The sequence below is a fragment of the Archangium primigenium genome (assembly GCF_016904885.1).
Classification (GTDB): domain Bacteria; phylum Myxococcota; class Myxococcia; order Myxococcales; family Myxococcaceae; genus Cystobacter; species Cystobacter primigenius.
Window position 1 is genome coordinate 8,930,995 of record NZ_JADWYI010000001.1, and the last position, 18,841, is coordinate 8,949,835.

The 18,841-nt window shown below is 71.2% G+C and carries 11 protein-coding genes; 3 read left to right on the plus strand and 8 right to left on the minus strand.

Annotation, left to right across the window (positions count from 1 at the left end; genetic code table 11):
* Positions 1-105 precede the first annotated feature (105 nt).
* A complete protein-coding gene (locus I3V78_RS36675) occupies positions 106-1,812 on the minus strand; it encodes a bifunctional metallophosphatase/5'-nucleotidase (protein WP_204495356.1) in 1,707 nt (568 codons plus the stop codon).
* Positions 1,813-1,860: 48 nt separating this feature from the next.
* Complete coding sequence (locus I3V78_RS36680; RefSeq protein WP_204495358.1) at positions 1,861-2,676, minus strand: MBL fold metallo-hydrolase; 816 nt, start codon at positions 2,674-2,676, stop codon at positions 1,861-1,863.
* Between the two features lie 240 nt (positions 2,677-2,916).
* Here I3V78_RS36680 and sitA5 point away from each other — a divergent pair, with 240 nt between their 5' ends.
* The gene (gene sitA5, locus I3V78_RS36685) at positions 2,917-4,152 is read left to right on the plus strand and encodes a SitA5 family polymorphic toxin (protein WP_476756495.1); all 1,236 of its coding nucleotides are present in this window, start codon (positions 2,917-2,919) and stop codon (positions 4,150-4,152) included.
* A 661-nt stretch (positions 4,153-4,813) separates the two neighbouring features.
* Here the strand turns inward: sitA5 and I3V78_RS36690 are convergent.
* Positions 4,814-9,127: a DNA glycosylase AlkZ-like family protein gene (locus I3V78_RS36690; protein WP_204495362.1), complete on the minus strand. Its 4,314-nt coding sequence runs from the start codon at positions 9,125-9,127 to the stop codon at positions 4,814-4,816.
* A 232-nt stretch (positions 9,128-9,359) separates the two neighbouring features.
* Here I3V78_RS36690 and I3V78_RS36695 point away from each other — a divergent pair, with 232 nt between their 5' ends.
* Positions 9,360-10,175, plus strand: coding sequence for a PAS domain-containing protein (locus I3V78_RS36695; RefSeq protein WP_204495370.1), 816 nt, complete (start codon positions 9,360-9,362; stop codon positions 10,173-10,175).
* 10 nt (positions 10,176-10,185) lie between these two features.
* On the opposite strand, the gene I3V78_RS36700 is transcribed toward I3V78_RS36695, so the two are convergent.
* From I3V78_RS36700 to I3V78_RS36715, 4 genes are all read right to left on the minus strand, one after another.
* Positions 10,186-10,785, minus strand: a complete 600-nt coding sequence (locus I3V78_RS36700) for a DUF2378 family protein (protein ID WP_204495372.1) — start codon at positions 10,783-10,785, stop codon at positions 10,186-10,188.
* Positions 10,786-10,894: 109 nt separating this feature from the next.
* Positions 10,895-11,977 (minus strand): aromatic ring-hydroxylating oxygenase subunit alpha, encoded by a 1,083-nt coding sequence (locus I3V78_RS36705; RefSeq protein WP_204495380.1) that lies wholly within the window; start codon positions 11,975-11,977, stop codon positions 10,895-10,897.
* A 16-nt stretch (positions 11,978-11,993) separates the two neighbouring features.
* Positions 11,994-13,328, minus strand: a complete 1,335-nt coding sequence (locus I3V78_RS36710; protein WP_204495382.1) for a hypothetical protein — start codon at positions 13,326-13,328, stop codon at positions 11,994-11,996.
* 74 nt (positions 13,329-13,402) lie between these two features.
* Positions 13,403-15,763, minus strand: coding sequence for a heavy metal translocating P-type ATPase (locus I3V78_RS36715; RefSeq protein ID WP_204495383.1), 2,361 nt, complete (start codon positions 15,761-15,763; stop codon positions 13,403-13,405).
* Between the two features lie 99 nt (positions 15,764-15,862).
* On the opposite strand from I3V78_RS36715, the gene I3V78_RS36720 reads away from it, so the two are divergent.
* Positions 15,863-17,338 carry an MATE family efflux transporter gene (locus tag I3V78_RS36720; RefSeq protein WP_204495384.1) on the plus strand — a complete coding sequence of 492 codons (1,476 nt, stop codon included), beginning with the start codon at positions 15,863-15,865 and terminating at the stop codon, positions 17,336-17,338.
* Here the strand turns inward: I3V78_RS36720 and I3V78_RS36725 are convergent.
* Positions 17,335-18,777 (minus strand): vWA domain-containing protein, encoded by a 1,443-nt coding sequence (locus tag I3V78_RS36725; RefSeq protein WP_204495385.1) that lies wholly within the window; start codon positions 18,775-18,777, stop codon positions 17,335-17,337. The two genes, I3V78_RS36720 and I3V78_RS36725, sit on opposite strands and share 4 nt — an antisense overlap.
* Positions 18,778-18,841: the final 64 nt, after the last annotated feature.

Here is an 18,841-nt window from a genome sequence, read left to right on the forward strand (position 1 = left end):
CACGCTTGATGTGAGCAACGTCGACCTCTCAAGTCAAGTCGCGTAACGTGCCTTGAGAGGTTCAATGGAGACAGCGGCGAGGAGGGGACGTCCCCGCATCCACCCTCAGGGCAGCAGGGTGATGCGGCCCAGGGCGGGCAGAGACAGGGGGTTGTTGGCGCGCAGGTAGGCCTCCACCGCGTCGACGTCGATCGCCCCCGTGAGCGGCGCCTTGCCCTCGAGCAGCACTGTGTAGCCGTCACCGCCGGAGGCCATGAAGTTGTTCACCGTGACCCGGTAGCTCGCCGCGGGGTCGAGCGTCACGCCGTCCAGCTTGATGGAGGCGGGATCCACCTTGCTGCCCGCGGGCGCCGAGGCGCTCCACGCGAAGGCGAAGCCCCGCGACGGCTGGAGGATGGAGGTGCCGCTCGGCTGGAACTGCGCCTCCAGCAGCGTGTCGATCTGCGCGCCGGTGAGCGTCAGCGTCACCAGGTTGTTGGCGAACGGCTGCACGGCGAACGCCTCGCCGAAGGTGATGTCACCCGCGTTGATGTCCGCGCGCACACCGCCCGAGTTCTGCAGGGCGATGACGGCGCCCCCCGTGGCCGGCTCCCGCGTGGCCGCGAGCATGGCGTCCGAGACGACATTGCCCAGCACGGACTCGCCCGAGGCGCCCGCCGGAATGGGCCGCACGGGGCCCTTCAACTCGCTCGGCGTGTTCCCGATGACCTTGTCACGCTGGGGCGCCGCCTTGGCGACGATGCCCTGCACGAACGCCTCCACCGCCGCATCCGGCGTCTCCCGCGTGACGACGACGTTGCGCGCGTCCGCCTCCACGACATCGCCCGTGCGGGGATCCAACGTCAGGTCGATGTCGGTGATGAGGCGCCCGTAGCTGGCCGCGCTGGTGACGCGCTTGCCATTGATGACGCAGTTGTAGGCCTGGTGCGTATGGCCCGAGGCCACCACGTCCACCTCCGCATCCAGCCGCTCGACGATGTCCTTGATGGCGCCGGAGATGCCCGGGCACTCGTCGTAGAGGCCCGTGGGCAGGCCGCCCTCGTGGATGACCACCACGATGGCCTTCACGCCCTGAGCCTGGAGCTCCGGAACCAGCGCGTTGACCGTGTCGGCCTCGTCCTGGAAGGAGAGCCCCTTCGTGCCGGACGGCGCGACGATCTGCGGCGTGCCCTCGAGCGTCATGCCGATGAAGGCGACCTTGACGCCCTGGAACTCGCGGATGCCATAGGCGGGGAAGAACGTCTTCCGGGCGGCCAGGTCGGTGAACACGTTGGCCGAGAGGAACTGGAACGTCGCGCCGGGGAAGTTCGTGCTCGCCTGACAGCCGTCCACCGGGTGGCAGCCGCCGGACTGCATGCGCAGCAGCTCCTGGGTGCCGTCGTCGAACTCGTGGTTGCCCACGGAGTTGTAGTCCAGGCCCATCATGTTCATCGCCTGGATGGTGGGCTCATCGTGGAAGATGCCGGAGACGAGCGGCGAGGCGCCGATCAGATCCCCCGCGGACACCACCACGGTGTTCTCCGGGTTCTGGGCCCTCAGGGCCTGGAGGTGATGGGCGAGGAACGCCGCGCCGCCCGCGTTCACGTCGGCCGTGCCGCCGTTCTCGGTACGCACCTTGATGCGACCATTGCTGCCCGAGGGGGCTTCCAGGTTGCCGTGGAAGTCATTGAAGGCCAGCACCTGGACACGAACGGGCTCGGGCGTGGGCTCGGGGACGGGGGCCGGGGGATCGTCGTGGCAGCTGGACGCGGCGACGAGCAGGGAGCCCAGGGACAGGGCACCGAACAGCTTGCGGGAACCAGAAGGGAACATGGGCCGGAGAGAATCACGGTCGGCCAAAGCCCGTCCACCCGGCCACGCCTACGGTGAAGCCTCCTCCGCCAGGAGTTCGATGTACCGAGCGGCGGACTGTTGGACGGCGGCCGAGCCCTCCCGCGTCACCTCGCGGCCCGGGAAGGCGCCGTAGACGCGCTCGAAGCGCCAGGGCTGGAGCGTGTCGGCGATGCGCCGCACCGTGCGCGCGGACAACGGCATCATGTTGGGATAGCTCCACAGGAAGGACACCCGGCGGGTATCGGCCGCCACCTGGACGATGTCCCCACTGAGCAGCGCCCCCCGCCCGTCCGCGCCCTCGCGCCAGTGCAGCACCGTGCCTCCGGCGAAATGGCCGCCCAGCCGCAGCAGCGTCACGCCCTCCTCGAGGGTCAGGGTCTCGCCCTCCCAGAACCGGAGCGAGGCGTCCGGACGCATCACCCACGCCCGGTCGGCGGCATGCAGGTGGACGGGCACCTGGAACGCGCGCGCCCAGTCCTGCATGCGGGTGTAGTAGTGCGGGTGCGAGATGGCGATGGCCGTGAGGCCGCCCAGCGCGCGGAGGAGCGTCTCGGTCGCCGCGTCGAGCAGTGCCAGGCAGTCCCAGAGGATGTTGCCCCGAGGGGTACGAATGAGGAGCGCGCGCTGGCCGATGGCGAAGTCGGGCCGCGTGTGGAGCTCGAACAGGCCCGGCTCGAGCTGGCGCCAGGCATTCACATGCCCGGCCGCGAGCGCCTCGGGGGTCGTCCACGCCTGACCACTCCGCGGCACGTACTGCCGCTCGTCCACGCAGATGGGACAGTGCTCGGGCGCCTGGGGCGCGTCATAGGAAGTTCCACACGCGCGGCACAGGTGGATGGGCATGAGGTCCTCCCCTCGGACAGAACAGACGTCCCCTCAAGATGGGGTCCGTGCCCGGCCCGCGCTGGGAGACGCGCCGAGCCAGGCTGGATGCCTCGACCCCAGGCGAGCGGGCACCTCACGCGCAGCTCACGCAGGTCAGGGGATGGCGCCAAGGCCATATGGCCAGAGGGCATTGGGACATGACAGGCTCACGACGGAGATGAGGTCCGTTGTCGGGAGCAACGGGAGAGGACACGGCACATGTGGAGACTGCTCTCGTTGTTGGCGCTCCTCGGAGCCGCTTCGTTGGGCTGCACGGCCTCGAACTCCACCCGTCGCGGGTCGCGCGTCCCACCCCAACGCCCCGTAGAGGTGACGCCCCAGGAGTTCGCCCGCGCCATGGCGGGATTGGTCTTGGACCTCCCGCTTCAGCCCATCGCTCGGGTTCACCAGCGCCCCGCATCCACCCCACCCCGGCGCCTGGCGCACATCACCCTGGCCGCATGGCCCACCGCACCCGCGCCTGCCTTGACGCGCGACTACCTCCGATGGTGCGCACACACGCGCGCGACGGGCGATTGCCTCTCGCTTCTCGGCGACGAGCCTGTGCTGGACGCGCATGACCGCCAGCAGGTGGCCCTCGCGTTGGCCTTCGGCTCCGTATGGGAGGAAACCCGGGGAGCGTTCGGCGCGCTCGCGGACCCAGCGACCATCCGCAACACGCTGCTCTCGGCGATGACGTTCTACCTGCTCGTCCTGGTCGCGCCTGAACCCGTGACGAAGCCCGTGGCCGTGGCGCTCACGGCTTTCCTTCTGAGCTATCTGGGTTGGGACACGTTCTGGGGCCTGGTCTCCGGATGGGTTGAGCTGAGGGACTCCGCCTCCCGGGCCACGACCTTCGTCGAACTCCGAGCCGCGGGAGACCAGTACGCGAAGGCCATCGGTGTTCGAGCCGCGAGGCTGTTCGTCATGCTGGCCACAGCGGCCTTTGGCGCCACCACGGGGCTGTCCGTGACCGGACCCACGCTCCCGGGCTTCGCGCAAGCGTCACTCGCCGCGCGGACCCACCATGGACTCCACCTGACCGCCGTCTCCGAAGTGCAAGCGGTCAGCGTGACAGCGGCGGGTGCCAGTCTCACCCTGGCGTCGGCCCCCCTGGCCATGGCGACCTCCACGACCGGCCCGTCGATGCGCCCCGACATGGAGCCTGAATGCACGGGCCAGACCCACCATGTCATCTCGAGACCCATCGCCAAGGAACTCGAACGACACCTGACGCTCGGCGGCCACTACACGCCCAGGGACTCGCGATTCGTCGTCCAAGCCAGGGACCAAGCGTCACACTGGGGCTACCAGGATTGGCACCGCAAGCTCGACGACACCATCATTCGCTGGCTCCGTGAGAACCCCACGGCCTCGGTGGAGCACTTCGAGGCCTTCCTCCGCCAGTTGTACCTTCGGCCAGATCTGCGCCATCGCTTTCCCCATGGTTTCTGAGACCTCACCCACGCAACGCTTCTTCGTGCTCCAGGATGACGCCTTCGGGTCCCACGACACCCGCTTCAGCCCCGTGAATCCCCACCTGGGGGACGCCCCTCGCTGTCCTCGGTGCGGCCAGGGTCGTGGAGCACGGATCTGGCTTCCTCCCTTTCAGGTGGAATTGGAGCCGTACGGCACGAACTGGGGGGATGTCGCCACGGGTCCGGGAGGAGACCTGCTTGTCTCCAGACGCTTCCGCGACGCGTACCACGACGAAGGGCTCGTGGGACTCGGGAGCTTCCACCCCGTCGAAGTGACGCGCGTGCTCCGAAAACGCCGAGGGCCCACGCTCGCCTCTCCACTCTATTTTCTCGCCACTCCCGACTTCTCCGAAACGGCCGTGGATGAGACACGAAGTCGGCTCCACCGCCCACGGCCCTTCACCTGTGATGGGTGCAGGTTGTCCGGCCTGGATGCCATCCATGGCTTCTGCCTGGAACAGCCGCCTCAGGTGAAAGAAGACATTTTTCGCCCGAGGGCCCTGGCGGGAACACTCGTGGCCTCCGAGCGTTTCGCTCGATTCGCCGCGCGGCACGCACTGACGAACATGCGGCTCACGCCCACCGAGCGGTTCGTGTGGGATCCCTTGGGACGAGAGCCCGACCGCCTGGAATGAAGCTCAGCTCGCCTGGGCCACCTCGGCCGAGTCGTCCTCGTCCTCCGCCTCGTCACCCTGGTCGTCGACGCCCTGGGGCACGCCGTCCACGTAGAGCACGACGTTGCCCACCGTGGCGGGCACGCGTGGGCCCGGCGTCACCACGCCCGTGAGGTTGAGCGGATCCACCGCGGAGATCTGCACCCGCACCCCCGAGGGCTCCTGCCGCCGCACCGCCCGCGCCACGTCCACCGCGTCCGGCAGCGCGAACTGCTCGCCCACGAAGCCCGCCACGAAGCGGCCCCCGCGAATCTCGCCCCGCGCCTCCATCCTCCGGTACACGTACAAGAGCTCGCGCCAGGAGGGTGCCAGGGCCTCGCGCATCACCAGGTCTCGCCAGACGATGCCGTAGCGCTGCAGGAACAGCCGCGCGAGCGACTCGCGCACCTCGTCCTCGCCCTTGGGCTCGGAGGGCGCCAGCAGGCTCCAGCGTCCCGGACCGCCGCGCTGCAACAGCTTCTGCCGCTTGCGCTGCGCCGGGCTCTGGAGCACCCGCAGGTTCTGCACCGCGTCCGCCGTGACGAGCCCCCGGGCCACCAATTCCCACAGCGCGTCCTCCACCTCCGAGGGCAGCCGCCGCGCGCGCGAGCACAGGTCCGTGAAGAAGCACGCGCCGCGCTGCTCCAGCACCGTCACCACGTCCCGGGCGGGCGCGGACAGGTCCTCCGGCACCCGCACGCCGCCATCCGCGAGCACCATGCCGGGCCGCGCCGCCGACAGCATCCAGTCCAGATCCTCGCGCTTCACGAAGGACAGGCTCGCGTTGCGGTTGGGCGAGGCCGCCCGCGAGCGCACGGGCTCGGGCGCGGGGGGCGGCACGGGCGCGCCCCGGCGGGGACTCGCCACTGGTTTGGCTTCCTTCTGCGTGAGCCGCCCCCAGGCCACCTCGCCCGAGTAGCACGCGCGCTCCAGCAGGTCGCCCAGGTAGCCCTTCATCCGCGCGGGCAACAGGAAGCGCTCCCACGCGGACGCGGGCGCCTCGTAGCCCTGCAACAGGCCGATGGCCTTGGACAGGCCCGTGGAGCCCCGGAGCGCGTCCACCTCCTCCAGGTGGTGCCACCGGAAGAGGAAGCGCATGAAGTCGCGCGCGCTCAGGGGCTCGATCTCCTTGCGCAGCCGGCCCACCGTCAGCCGGTGGATGCGCTGGAGCAGGCGCCGGTCGCACCACTCCACTCCGCCCGGCACGGCGTCCGGACGGAAGCGTCCCCGGAGGATGCCGCCCGAGGCCTCCAGCGCGTGCAGCGCGATGTCCACGTCCGTGGCGTCCAGGGACGTGAGGGCCGCCAGTTCCGCCACGGTCGTGGGGCCCAGCAGCTCCATCCACCCGCGCACCACCTGCGCCACCGCCGCGTCGCGCTCCACGGGCTTGTCCCCGGGCAGCGGCTGGAGGGCGGGCTGGAGCTCGGCCTCGGGGAAGAGCGCGCGGACGGCCTGGATCCGCTCGGCGGGGACGAGGTAGCGCTGGCCCGCCACCTCCAGCCAGGCCACGCGCCGCTGCGCCGCGAGGCCCGCCACGAAACGCCCCACCACCCGCGCCTCGGGCAGCAGCACCAGTTGCAGGAGCGCGTCGTGCAGCTCGTCCTCGTCGCGCAGGGGCGGCGCCGCGTCGCGCACCACCTGCTCGATGGCGCTCGCGTCCAGCGCGCCGAAGGCCGCCGAGTCCTCCGCCGGCAGCGTGCGGCGCAGCACCACGTTGCGCACCCGGCGCTCCTCGGCGGGCGCGTCGTCCAGGAAGGTGTAGGGCTGGCTGTTCACCATCTGGTGGGCGAACACGCTCGGCTCGGGCACGTCCCGCGCCACCAGTTGGATGCGGCCTTCCTTCATGCCGCGCAACACCTGGCGCAGGCCGTCCACGTCCATGGCCTCGCGCAGACAGTCCTGCATCGTCTGCCGCACCAGCGGGTGGTCCGGCACCTCCACGTCCGCGCCATGGTGGTTGTCCTGGCAGCCCACCTGGGCGGGGAACACCGCGGCGAGCAGGTCCTCGCTGCGCGCGCGCTGGAGGTTGGGCGCCACGCGCTTGCCCGAGGAGAAGCGCGACAGGGACAGGGCCCGCGTCGCGTTCCACCGGAAGCGCGTGCCGAACAGCGGCGACTGCAGCACCGCCTGCACCAGCACCTCCTCGGTGTTCTCCGGGTTGAGGAAGCCGAAGATGTCCTCCAGCGGGAAGGAGTGCTGCTCGCCCAGGGACAAGAGCAGCCCGTCCTCGGTGGCCGCCGCCTGGAGCTCGAAGTCGAAGGTGCGGCAGAAGCGCTTGCGCAGCGCCATGCCCCAGGCGCGCATGACGCGGCTGCCAAAGGGCGCGTGGAGGATGAGCTGCATGCCGCCCGCCTCGTCGAAGAAGCGCTCGGCCACGAGCGTGGTCTGGCTCGGCACCACCCCGAGCACCTGCTGGCCCGCGCGCAGGTACGCGAGCAGCGCGTCCACCGCCGGGGGCGGCACCTGGAGCTGCTTCTCCAGGAAGAGCGGCGCGTCGGCGCGCTGGAGCAGCTCCGCGCGCAGCCGGCCCACGTGCACGCTCAGCTCGTCCGTGCGGCCCGGGGCCTCGCCACGCCAGAAGGGCACCGTGGGCGGCTGGCCGTGGGCGTTCTCCACCATCACCGACGCCCCCATCACCCGCTGGATGCGCCAGGCCGTCGTGCCCAGCAGGAAGATGTCCCCGGGTGAGGACTCCACCGCGAAGTCCTCGTCCAGCGTGCCCACCACCTTGCCCTCGGGCTCGGCCACCACGTTGAAGGTGAAGGTGTCCGGGATGGCGCCGCCGTTGGTGAGCGCGGTGATGCGCACGCCCCGGCGCGCCTTGAGCCGCTGGTTCACCCGGTCGCGGTGCAGGTGCACCCCCGCCCGCCCGCGCCGCAGGGACACGCCCTCGGACAGCGTCTCCAACACCTTCTCGTACTCCTCGTAGGAGAGGTCACGGTAGGGCCAGGCGCGGCGCAAGAGGCTGTAGAGCGCGCGCTCGTCCCACTCCTCGCACGCGCACGCGGCCACGATCTGCTGCGCGAGCACGTCCAGGGGCTTCTCCGGGATGCGCACCGCGTCCAGGTCGCCCTCGCGCACGGCGTTGAGCAGGGCCACGCACTCCATCAGCTCGTCGCGCGTCATGGCGAAGAGCACGCCCTTGGACACGCCGCCCTTGTAGTGGCCCGCGCGGCCCACCCGCTGCAGCAGCACGGCGATGGAGCGCGTGCTGCCCAGCTGCACCACCAGGTCCACGTTGCCCACGTCGATGCCCAGCTCCAGCGACGCCGTGGCCACCATCACCGACAGCTGTCCCGCCTTGAGCCGCTCCTCGGCCGACAGCCGCAGCTCGCGCGACATGCTGCCGTGGTGCGCCGCCACCTTGTCCGGCGACAGGCGCTCGCCCAGGTCGTGCGCCACGCGCTCGGCCAGCTTGCGCGTGTTCACGAAGACGAGCGTCGTGCGGTGCTCGCTGGCCAGTTGCAGGAGCCGGTCATACACCTGCCCCCACATCTCGTGCGTGGCGAGCGAGCCCAGCTCCGCGTCCGGAATCTCCACCCGCAAATCCCACGGCCGCTGGTGCCCCACCTGGACCAGTTGGCAGGGCTCGTCGCGCTCGCCGGTGAGGAAGGCGGCGATCGCCTCCAGGGGCTTCTGCGTGGCCGACAGGCCGATGAGCTGGGGCCGCACCTCGGTGATGGCCTTGAGCCGCTCCAGCGACAGGGCGAAGTGGCTGCCGCGCTTGTCACGCGCCAGGGCGTGGATTTCGTCCACGATGACGGTGCGCACCCCCCGGAGCGTGGCCCGGGCCCGCTCCGCCGTCAGGTAGAGGTAGAGCGACTCCGGCGTGGTGATGAGGATGTGCGGGGGCCGGCGCACCATCTGCGCGCGCTCGGAGGCGGAGGTGTCGCCCGTGCGCACCTGGACCCGCAGCTCCTGGGGCGAAAAGCCCGCGGCGCGCGCCCGCTGGAGCAGCTCCTCCAGCGGCTGCAGCAGGTTCTTGCGCACGTCGTTGCCCAGCGCCTTGAGCGGCGACACGTAGAGCACCTGGGTGCGATCCTCCAGGACGCCCTCCAGCGCGAGCCGGAAGAGCCGATCCAGGGCGGCGAGGAAGGCGGTGAGCGTCTTGCCGCTGCCCGTGGGCGCGGCGATGAGCACGTCCCGCCAGTCCTGGATGAGCGGCCAGCCCTCCACCTGCGGACGCGAGGGCTCGCCCAGTCGCTCGCTGAACCACGCCTGGACCACGGGGTGGAAGGGCGCGAGCGCCGGGTGGACGAGGGAGGGGGTGGCGAAGTCGAGGGCGATCTGCGGGGCCATGGCGCACGCTCAGCCTGAACACGGGTTTAGGGGAAGGTCAACGCGCGGCGCCCGGCCCGCCGGGCCCTCCACCGTCCCGGCACAGCCCCTGGGCAAACATTGAACGCCGTGTGCGGCACTTCACGCCTCCTGCGAGGGAGTGTCGTCACGCCGCCATTCACCTGCCGCGAAGACGCCCCGCGTCAACGGCGGCGGAGGGGGTGTGCTTTCGTGGCCTCGGAGGCCTCATCCCATGTCCCCGCCGCGCCATGCCTACGCCCTCGAGCAGCTCAATCCGGAGGCGTTCCTCGCGCTTCGTCTGGAGGCAACAGGGCCTCACGCCGGAGACTTCCTGTGCGAGTACGCCAACCCGGCGGCCCAGGCCCTGTTGGAGGAGGACCCGGTGGGCCTGCGGCTGCTCGGGGCCCGGCCGGAGCTGGCGGGAGGCCGGAGCGACTGGCGGCAGGTGCTGCTCACGGGCGTGCCCCTCACGCGGGTGCTGCCCCTGCGCCGGGTCGCGGGGACGCGCCGGGTGCTCACGCGCGCCGCCCGGGTGGAGGAGGCCCTGCTCGCGGTGTGGCTCGTGGACGTGACGGACACCGAGCGCTTCATGAGCGAGACGGCCGCCTTCGAGGAGCGGATGCTCTCCTTCGTGGAGGCCATGCCGGCGCCCTTCCTCGCGCTCGATCCCCACCTGCGCTTCAGCTACGTGAACGCGGCGGCGGAGTCGTGGCTGGGCAAGGGGCGGCAAGCCCTCATCGGCCGGCCCCTGGAGCAGGAGTACGCCGGGGCACCGGGCTCCACCCTGAGCCCCCAGGCCCGGCGGGTGCTCGCCACGGGCCAGGCCACGCGCTTCGCCGAGCGCTCCCCCTCGCGCTGCTGGGAGGTGACGGTGTCACCCGGGGACCCCGGGGTGCTCATCTACCTGCACGACATCACCGTGCACCGCCCGACGGCCCTGGCGCGGCCCCTGCCGCGCGCGCACCCGGGCCCCCTGGCCCATGGCGGCTGCGGCGGACGGCACGGCGACTCCCGGCTGACGTCCCGGAGGCGCCGGGGCCGGGACTGACGGCCCGCGCTCAGCGCGACAGGCCGCTGGCCACCGGTCGGCGGGTGGCGTTCATCCAGGTGAGGCGGAAGGTGGCGGACGTGCCCTCGCGCGCCACGGGCTCCACCTGGATGTCCTCGGCGCCCGCCGCGCGCAGCGTCTCGGCGAGCAAGCCACAGGCGAAGTACGGGTTGTCCGCGGCGATGTCCCGCATCCACAGCCGGGCGCCGTGGGTGCCCAGCTCCTCCACCCGCACCTCGTTGAAGTTGTTGCCCGCGCGCAGGTTGTGCGGCACGCGCTCCAGCGTCGGGCGCGGCCCCAGCCGGGTGACGAGCGACATGCTCGCGCGCCCCTGGGCCGTCAGCCGGAAGCCCTGCAGGTAGCGCTCGCCCAGGCGCGACCAGGCCTCGCGCTCGGGCAGCCCGGGGAACACGTCCTCCACGGCCACCCGCAGGCACGCCTTCCACTGCTCCAGCGCGTAGGACGGCCGCAGGGGCTCGTTCAAGTCCAGGCCCACGTCCTTGAGCCGCCGACGGCCCTCGCGCGACAGGTGCGGCCCCAGGGCCCGGACGAACAAGGCATCCACGGACTGCGCGTAGACTCGCTTCTCGGTGGGCAGTGACACAGGCATGTCGCGAAGGTGACCCTTCCCCTCCCCGGCGGCCACCCCCCCCGCCCCGACTCTGTGTGCTGGTGAAAAGTCGGAAAGCCCCGCGAGTCCGTGGGTGTGGGTGCCCGCGCTACACCTGCATCTTGAGGCGCGTCTCGTGCACCTCGGTGGGCAGCGTGGCGCGGTCCCGGTCCGCCTGGCGCATGAGCCGGAGGATGGAGGGGCCGAGCACGTCCACCTCGGTGGAGGCGAAGGCCTCCGTGCCGAAGCGGCGGATGGTCTCCGTCTGCTGCTCGAGGATGCGGGCGTCCTGCTGGAAGATGTGCAGGGCCACGGGGGTGATGAAGGGCTTGATGAGCCAGTGCGGCAGGGGCAGCCGGAAGGTCACCACGGCGTAGACGAGCGTGTCCCAGTCCTCCACGGGCGTCATGGCCGAGGTCACCATCATGTGGCTGTCCGCGCCGAGCTGGTACTCCACCTGGGCGATGGAGGGCATGAGGAAGCGGTCGAAGTGCTTGAGCACGCCGCCGCCCGGGGCCAGCAGTCGGCCCACGAGCCCCTCTGGCCGGGGCTCGCCCACGTACTCGGCCTCCACGGAGTCCGCGCCCCGGCGCACCACCACGTCGATCTCCCCGCGCTTCTTCTCCGTGCGGAACAGGCCGCCGTGGAGGAACGAGGTGTGGGGCACGTCGAGCGTGTTCTCCAGGAGCGCGTGCAGCGAGCCCTTCGCGCGCAGCACGCGGCGCACGGTGCTGTAGCCCGGCGTGTCGAGCAGCGGGAAGCGGTAGGGCTCGTGCGTGGGCTCGACGCCGGGCGTGGAGTACACCCAGACGAAGCCCTCCTGCTCGCGCGTGGCGTAGCTCAGGGCGCAGCGGCTCTTGGCCTCGGGCTCGCCGGTGAAGCCGGGCACGGCGCGGCACTGGCCCTGGGTGTCGAAGCGCCACCCGTGGTAGCCGCACTGCAACTGCCCGCCCACCACCCGGCCGAGCGACAGGGGCACGTTGCGGTGGGGGCAGCGGTCCGCCAGGGCGCCGGGCTTGCCTTGCGCGTCGCGGAAGAGCACGAGCGGCGCGCCCTGCAGCATGCGGGCGAGCGGCTTGCGGCCCAGCTCGCGCGAGGTGCAGAGGATGAACCAGCTGTTGGGCAGGCGCACCACCGAGACCAGACCGGACGGTGCCACCGCGCCGCGCGCTTCCTCACGAGAAGAACCCATACGGCCCCATTTAATGTCAGGGACGCAGGAGGGGCGCCAGTCGCACGTACACCATGCCGCCCACCGGCGTGCGGCCGCCGTAGAAGGGCACCAGGGACTCGGGCACGAGGTTCACCGCGCCCCGCGCGCCCAGCCCCGCCTTCACGGGTCCCCAGGGGCCAAACTGGTAGACGTAGCCGAGCGCCAGGGCGCCCACGTCGAAGGTCTGGTGCGCCAGGGCCTCGGGCAGCACCAGGTCATGCCCCGTCTTGCGCACGTACTCCACCCGGCCGAAGACGGCGTGGTGGCCATCCAGGTCCACGCTGCTCTCCAGGAGCGCGGAGCTCGTGGGCGGCTCGCCGGACTCCAGGTTGCGTCCGAAGACGGCGGTGGTGGCCCAGAAGCCCTGGGTGCCCACGGGCGCGTGGTACGTGGCCGAGGCGGTGAAGCGGTTCACGGACACCTCCGGCTCCAGCGCCTCGGGGCTCGGCAGGTAGCCGTAGGACACCTGGGCGCTCACGCGCGGGGTGGGGTTGGCGGACAGGCGCACGGAGAAGGCGTCCGGGGCGCGCAGGTCCAGGTCATAGCGGTTCTCGTCGGGCTCGCGGCCGTTGAACGCGGAGACCTCCAGCTTGGCGAGCGGCGTGACGACGCCCACGGTCACCACTCCAAAGGAGATGTGGGTCGAGTCCTGCCAGTGGTGGCCCAGCACGGCGAGGGGGTCGAACCGGGCGGAGACGCGGTGGGGGAAGGCCACGGGGCCCAGGGCGGGCTCGCCCGCGGGGGCCACGTAGAGCATCAGGCCCCAGGTGTCGGAGAAATAGTGCGTGTAGCTGGCGGCCAGCTCCATGAACAGGTCATGCGGGTGCTGGCGGTCGCGCAGGGGCTCGCCCCGGTAGGACTCCCCCGTCTGGAGCAGCAGCGGGTAGCCCCCGTTGGCGCCCGCGGTGAGGGGATCCGGGCTGAGCATGAGGCTGAGCACGAGCTGTCCCGAGGACCCCTCCCGCTCGGCCATGAGCATCGCCCAGCCCAGGGCCTCGAGCGCCCGCGCGCCCCGGGGCCCGCCCTGGACGTCGTAGCCGCCGAAGAGCAGACCCTGGAACATGAGGCCCCAATCGCCCACCTGGCCGTGGATCATGGCGGGAGGAAAGAGGTCCGGCTGCCAGGAGGTGCCCGAGCCCCGGCGCATCAGGGGAATGTCGCGCAGGGAGCGCACCTCGGTCTCCGCGTGGCCCATGTGCGCCGCGTGGTCCATGTCCGCCATGGACTCGCCCTGCGCCATGTGCCCGGCGTGCTCCGAGTCCGATGCGGGGGATTGAGCCTGGGCGGACAGCCCCAGGCACAGACCAAGGACCACGGGAGGAAGGCGCATGGTCCACCCACTGTCCCGGGGCCGGGCCCGCACCTCAAGCGAGGCGCGTCCGCCCTGCTCTGCGCAAAACAGACCTACAGGTCCAGGCGCCGCAGGCGCAACGCATTGCCAATCACCGACACGGAGGACAGGCTCATCGCCACCGCCGCGAGCATCGGGCTGAGCAGCCACCCGAACACCGGGTAGAGCACACCCGCCGCGATGGGCACGCCCACCAGGTTGTAGATGAAGGCGAAGAAGAGGTTCTGGCGGATGTTGCGCAGCGTGGCCTGGCTCAACGTCCGCGCCCGTGAAATCCCACGCAAGTCCCCCTTCACCAGCGTCACCGCCGCGCTCTCCATCGCGATGTCCGTGCCCGTGCCCATCGCGATGCCCACGTCCGCGCCCGCCAGCGCCGGCGCGTCGTTCACCCCGTCCCCCGCCATCGCCACCGTGCGGCCCTCGGCCCGCAGGCGCTTCACCACGTCGCCCTTGCCCTCGGGCAGCACCCCGGCCACCACCTCGTCGATGCCCAGGCCCCGCGCCACCGCCTCCGCCGTCGTCCGGCTGTCCCCCGTGAGCATCACCACCCGCAGGCCCTCGCGGTGCAGCGTGGCGATCGCCTCCGCCGTGGTGGCCTTCACCGGATCCGCCACCCCGAGCAGCCCCACCACCCGGCCCTCCACCGCCACGAACACCACCGTCTGGCCCTCGTGCCGCAGTGCCTCGGCCCGCGCGCCCCAGTCGCCCCCGTCCAGTCCCAACGCCTCCAGCAGCGCCAGGTTGCCGAGCGCCACCCGCGTCCCGTCCACCCCGCCCTCCACGCCCTTGCCCGTCAGCGAGCGGAAGTCCTTCACCGCCCCGGGCGTCACGCCCCGCGCCTCGGCGCCCGCCACCACCGCCGCCGCCAGCGGGTGCTCGCTGCCCCGCTCCAGGCTCGCCGCGAGCCGCAACAGCCGCGCCTCGTCCATGCCCCGCGCCTCCACCGTCACCAGCCGGGGCTTGCCCTCGGTGAGCGTGCCCGTCTTGTCCACCACCAGCGTGTCCACGCGCTCGAGCACCTCCAGCGCCTCGGCGTCCCGGATGAGCACGCCCACTCCCGCCCCCTTGCCCATGCCCACCACCACGGACATGGGCGTGGCCAGCCCCAGCGCGCACGGGCAGGCGATGATGAGCACCGCCACCGCGTTCACCAGCGCGTGCGCCAGTCGGGGCTCGGGGCCCACCAGGGCCCAGACGAGGAACGTCACCGCCGACACCGCGATGACCGCGGGCACGAACACCGCCGCCGCCCGGTCCGCCAGCCGCTGGATGGGCGCGCGCGAGCGCTGGGCCTCGGCCACCCGCTGGACGATGCGCGCGAGCAGCGTGTCCCGGCCCACCCGCTCGGCCCGCATCACCAGGCCACCCGTGCCATTGACCGTGCCACCCGTGACGCGCGCGCCCGCCGTCTTCTCCACCGGCAGCGGCTCGCCCGTCACCAGGGACTCGTCCACCGCGCTCGTGCCCTCCAGCACCACGCCATCCACCGGCACCTTCTCGCCGGGGCGCACCCGCAGGGTGTCCCCCGCCTTCACCTGCTCGAGCGGCACGTCCTCGTCCCGTCCGTCCGCGCCCACGCGCCGGGCCACGGCCGGGGCGAGTTGGAGCAGGGCGCGCAGGGCCCCCGAGGTGGCGCGCCGCGCCCGCAGCTCCAGCATCTGGCCGAGCAGCACCAGGGTGATGATGGTCGCCGCCGCCTCGTAATAGAGGGGCGCCGCGCCGCCGTGTCCGAGGAAGGCGTCGGGCAGCAGTCCCGGCGCCAGCGTGGCGACGACGCTGAAGAGGTACGCCGCGCCCGTGCCCAGCGCCACCAGGGTGAACATGTTGAGGTGGCGGTTCTTCACCGAGACCGCGCCGCGCTCGAAGAAGGGCGCCCCGCCCCAGAGCACCACGGGCGTGGCCAGCAGGAACTGGAGCCACGCCCTCGCCGTCGGCGAGAGCACGTGCGCGAGGGGCGCGCCCGGCAGCATCTCCGCCATGCCCAGCACGAACAGGGGAAGCGTGAGCACCGCGCCCACCCAGAAGCGCCGGGTCATGCTCACCAGTTCCGGGTCCGGCCCATCGTCCGTCAGGACAGGCTGATCCGGCTCCAGGGCCATGCCACACACGGGACAGGCGCCCGGATGGTCCTGCCGCACCTCCGGGTCCATGGGACAGATCCACGTCGTCCCGGGGGACAGGGTCTCGGGCGCGGGCGCCTCGGCCTTGGGCGCGAGGTACTTGTCCGGATCAGCGGCGAAGCGCTCCCGGCATTTGGGGTTGCAAAAGGAGTAGCGCACCCCGGCGTGCTCGTGGTGGCCCCCCTTGGCGTTCGCCGGATCCACGGTCATGCCGCAGACCGGATCCAACACGCGCCCCTCTGGCACGGAGGGCGAGGAAGAAGGCGAGGGAGAACCCGTGGGCGCGTGAGTCATGCGGGACCTATAACGTCGAAGGGCTCGCGTTCCCAGGCGTCGGGTGGCATACCCCGGCGCGGGAGGGTGTGCCGCATCCGCCCCCCAAAAGGCGCCGTCATGACAACGAAGTTCGGGACTGATTTGACGACCGGGAGCATCCCCCGGCACATCGTGACGTTCTCCCTGCCGATGCTCCTGGGCAGCCTGGTCCAGACGGCCTCCAGCTTCGTCAACGCCATCTGGGTGGGCCGGTTCCTCGGCACGAGCGCGCTGGCCGCCGTCACGGTGAGCTTCCCCTTCATCTTCATCCTCTTCGGCATTGGCATGGGGATGACGCTGGCGACCAACATCCTCGTGTCCCAGAACTATGGCGCCCGGCGCTTCGAGGAATTGCGGCGCGTGGTGGACAGCACCACGGTGCTCGTGATCGGGCTGGGGCTCGTGCTCACGGTACTCGGCGAGGTCCTCGCGCCCTCCATCCTGCGCGCCATGGACACGCCGGCCGAGGTCTTCCCCGCCGCGACGAGCTACCTGCGCATCTTCCTGCTCTCCATGCCGTTCAGCTTCGCCATGCTCGCGCTGCGCAGCCTGTACCAGGGCGTGGGGGACTCGAAGACGCCCCTGTACTTCCAGTTCGCGGGCGTGGCGCTCATCACCGTGCTGGATCCGGTGCTCATCTTCGGCTGGCTGGGGCTGCCCCGGCTGGGACTCGATGGCACGGCCTGGGCCACGCTCATCTCCCAGGCGTTGGTGTTCCTGGCCGCCATGGTCTACGTGCACAAGGCCAAGGCGCCCATCGCCCCGGGCTGGCCGGTCCTGCGGGGGCTCCGGCCCATGCTCCAGAAGACCGTGCGCATCGGCGCGCCCGCATCCGTCCAACAGAGCCTCGTGTCCATTGGCATGCTGCTGGTGACGGGCGTGGTGAATGGCTTTGGCGAGGTGGCCACGGCGGCGTATGGCGCGGCCTCGCGCATCGATCAGATCGCCTTCTTGCCCGCCATCAACTTCGGCATGGCCATCTCCACGCTCGCCGGACAGAACATCGGGGCGGGCCACGAGTCGCGGGTCCGGCAGATCTTCAAGACGGGGTGTCTGTTCAGCGGCGCCATCACGATCGTCATCTCCGCGGTGGCCGTGCTGTTTCCGGAGGCCCTGCTGCGCATCTTCGTCACGGACCCGGTCGTCATCGAGCTGGGCACGTCGTACCTGCACATCGTCGGGGCCTGTTATGTCGTCTTCGGGCTCATGTTCGTGAGCAACGGCATCATCAACGGCGCGGGCGACACGATCGTCACCACGGTCATGTCGCTCGTGTCCCTGTGGATGGTGCGCGTGCCGGTGGCCTATCTGCTGTCGCGCCAGATGCACAGCGTCAAGGGCATCTGGTACGCCATCGCCCTGAGCTTCTTCGTCTCGCTGACGGCCAGCATGGCCTATTACTTCTCCGGGCGATGGAAGCGGGCGTTGAACAAGAAGAAGGGCGAGCCCGAGGTGGCGCCCGCCGAGCCCCAGATCTCTCCGGCGGATCCCCTGGCGGCCCCAGTCGAGCCCGAGGTCGCCAAGGTCAGCCCCCCGAGGGCCGAGAAGGACTAGGTCTCCGAGGGCTTGAGCAGCGCCGTCAGCTTGCGCGCCAGCTCCGCCTCGGCGCGCAGGGGCGCGTCGTCCAGCTGCTCCGCCGCCTTGGCCAGGGATTGCGCCGTTCGCTCCGCCAGGGCGTGCGCCCCCACCTTGTCGCCCCCGTGCCACTTCTCGCACGCCACCTGCGCGCCGAGGATGAAGTTGGTCAGGGCGACCGTCTTGCGCACCGGCTCCTGCGAGTACCAGGACGCCTCGGCCGTGAGCGGCTCGCTCCCCTCGTAGCGCGCCGTCAACAGGGTGGCGGACGGCTCGCCCGCCGTGGACTGGAACGACAGCGCGCTGGCGGCCAGGGATTGACCGGGCGGCACCGCCTCGCCCACGCGGGACAGCCGCGCGAGGACGGCGCCCCGGTTGCGGGACAGGAACACCGAGGACACGGTCATGCCCGCCCGGGCATCACCCGGCTTCACCCCGGGCAGGCCATACACCGCCTCGATCCGGTAGCCCTCGGCGGGGGTGAGCTCCATCTTCAAGTCATACGCGATGGGCGTCACCAGGTAGTCGAAGTCCTGATCGAAGACGGAGCGCGTGCGCTCGGCATCGCTCAAATAGAAGGAGTTGGCGCCCCGCACGGAGGAGATCTGGGCCACGAACTCCTGGTTGAAGGCGATGTTCACGCCGAAGACGGTCAGATCCTGGCCCCGCTGGGACTGCTCGCGAACCAGGCGCATGAACTCGCCCTCCCCCGTCGGTCCCACGTTGGGCATGGCATCGGTGAACAGGAACAGGCGGCGGGCCCGCGCGGCGTCTGGCGGACGCGAGGACAGCTGGGCATAGCCCTTCTGGAGCCCACACTCGATGCAGGTCGAGCCCCGGACCTCGAGGGTGTCGATGGCGCGCAGCAAGGCGGCGCGGTCCGACAGGGCGGTCTGCGGGACGAGCGTCTCGGCCACATCGTCGAAGGTGATCAGGGAAAAGGTGTCGCGCTCGTCCAGCTTGCCCACCAGGCGGCGCGCGGCCTCCTTCACCGCAGTCATGGGCTCGCCCATCATGGAGCCCGAGCGGTCGATGACGAGCGCCACGTCGAGCGGCTTGCGCCGGAAGGTGGCGGGGTCCACATTGGAGGAGAAACCCACCTGCACGAACACCTCCTGGCGGTCCGTGTCGAGGGCGGTGGCGATCCCCGTGGCCGTGCGCAGACACAACACCTGCTCACAGGGCGGCCCCTCCAGGGGCAGGTCATGCTCGGAGAACAGCCCCTCGGCGAGGAAGTCGTCGGGGTGGGGCACCTGGCCCTCGGCGATCTTCCGCCGCGCCAGCGCCATGTCCTGAGCCCCGCCGGGCGTGGCGCCAAACCCGCCTCCGATGTCCGAGGGGAACCCTTCCGGACTCGGGCCGCTACAACCCACCCACAGCAAGGCCAGACAACCCACGGCCAGGAATCGTCGCATCATGTCGTTGCTCCCGAGGAGAGGGGGACTCCCCGCCAGAGCAAGATGTGTTCCCAACCGGGAGGGC